Genomic DNA, 2,111 nt, shown 5'->3' on the forward strand with positions numbered 1-2,111 from the left:
CCCAAAAATATCTACACCTAAATCTTTCGCTTTTTTTATAGCTGTATTAAGAAGATCCACATTCACTTTTGCAGCATTAATCTCTAGTTTCTTAATAGATTCCGGTTTTGTTAAATCGATGTGACAAGCAACTTCCCCAATATTTGCTTCCGCTTTAACATTAATTGTAATTTCGGGTTTTCCGTTTATAACCTTTGCTTTCACTTTTGCTTTCGATCGCATAATTTCTAAAACCATCGTCTCTTTATTACCACACGGCATATGACCCACTGTACTGCTCACGTTGTTTTTAATAAAATTAAAGCCCTTACTCTCCTTTTCGTTAAGCCATCCAATTAATTTATCCTTCTTAAAAATAGCTATGTTTTTATATTTTAAACGAGCAAAAGGCTCAATTCTCTGCACATTATTCATCAATTGCCCATTATCAGCATTTCCCTGTATAGAGATACCTGTAAGTACAGGGTTATTCCCGTCACTCGTTAAAGAGGAGATAAGCTCATCCAACTGGATAGCTACAGTTGGCGCCCATGCCTTTTCTGACGTTTCAAGAGAAGAACGCATTTTTTGTGCTGGAATTTTTTCTATAGAAGTCAAATTTTTAAGGATTTCATTTGCTTGAATATCCTTAGAAACAACGATATAAAAATTCTTACGAAATTCAGAGTCTCTCGTAAAAAGGTCTAATATATTGTTAATCCCTTCTTTAGCGACTTCTTCACTAATGACAAGCATTTGAAGATGGGAAAAATACAATTTTCTTGGGGTAACCGTCGTCATTCTTCGGACTGCCTCAAAGACATGTTTTCCTTTATCAGTATAAGTAGTAATAGGTGCTCTACTTCCTCCTCTTGCGTTTGAGGACACCTCACCGGGGTCAACTACTTGAGCCGTTACCATGTATTGATCACCTGATTTATCAATTGACATAGCTACTACTAGGGCTAGCTCGTTTAACTCCCTTCTATTCCAGCATCCTGTAAGAAGAGGTAGACAAAGAACAACGATCAATAGCCATGAAATCTTACTCATTTCATCTCATCCTTTGCAATTGAAGCTATTTTCTAGGTTCCGGCTTGGTTTTATTCGAGTTTGCATTACGTTTTACATTTTTTTGGCTAATTAACCTGGGGCGGGTTAATAAGCTCCCCTGTGGAAACCGAAAAATGGTATCTTTCACATCATCAGGAATAAATGGGCCGAACGGAGCCATATAAGGAACACCGAAAGAGCGTAAGGAATTTAAATGAAGTAAGAGAGCTAACATCCCAATCGTGATTCCATACACCCCAAACGAAGCAGCCAACATCATCATGAGAAATCGTAGCATTCGTACGGAAATTGCCATATTGTAAGCAGGAAAAACAAAATTTGCGATTGCCGTAATTGAAACAACAATAACCATGGAAGCAGAGACAATTCCCGCCGCAACGGCAGCTTGACCAAGTACCAAGGCCCCAACAATTGATACAGCTTGTCCTACTGCCCTTGGCATTCGAATGCCCGCTTCGCGTAGAATTTCAAAAGTAACCTCCATAATAACTGCTTCAACGAAAGCTGGAAAGGGAACCCCCTCTCGTTGTGCAGCCAAACTGATTAAAAGGGGTGTTGGTAACATTTCCTGATGATAAGTAGTAACCGCAATATAAAAGGATGGCCCTAGCAATGCAATTAAAAAACAGATTATTCGCAGCATTCTAAGAAGACTACTTATATCTGCTCGCTGGTAATAATCTTCTGCTACCTGAAAGCTCTGTATAAATAAAGATGGGACAATAAGAACAAAAGGGGTTCCATCAACAAGAATGGCAACCCGGCCCTCAAGGAGACAAGCTGCAACTACATCAGGACGTTCCGAATTATAAATGGTTGGGAAGGGAGTATAGGCTTCATCTTGAATTAATTCTTCGATATAACCACTTTCTAAAATTCCATCAATATCAATTCTGTCCAATCGTGTATGTACTTCCTGCACAACCTTATCATTCACGATTCCTTTTATATACATGACAGCAATATTTGTTTTTGTTACACGCCCAATTTGCTTTTGCTCACAATAAAGATTAGGATCTTTAATTTTTCTGCGTACTAGTGCCGTATTCGTTCGAATG

Annotated in this window: 2 protein-coding genes; both read right to left on the reverse strand. The window is 38.6% G+C overall.

Annotation, left to right across the window (positions count from 1 at the left end; translation table 11 throughout):
* A partial coding sequence (locus tag AC11ZT_RS13750) for a Ger(x)C family spore germination protein (protein WP_484060143.1) occupies positions 1 to 1,032 on the reverse strand: 1,032 nt, incomplete at its 3' end.
* A 25-nt stretch (positions 1,033 to 1,057) separates the two neighbouring features.
* The coding region (locus tag AC11ZT_RS13755; protein WP_484060144.1) for a spore germination protein at positions 1,058 to 2,111 on the reverse strand (1,054 nt) is incomplete at its 5' end.

It is taken from the genome of Ectobacillus sp. (genome assembly GCF_056992975.1).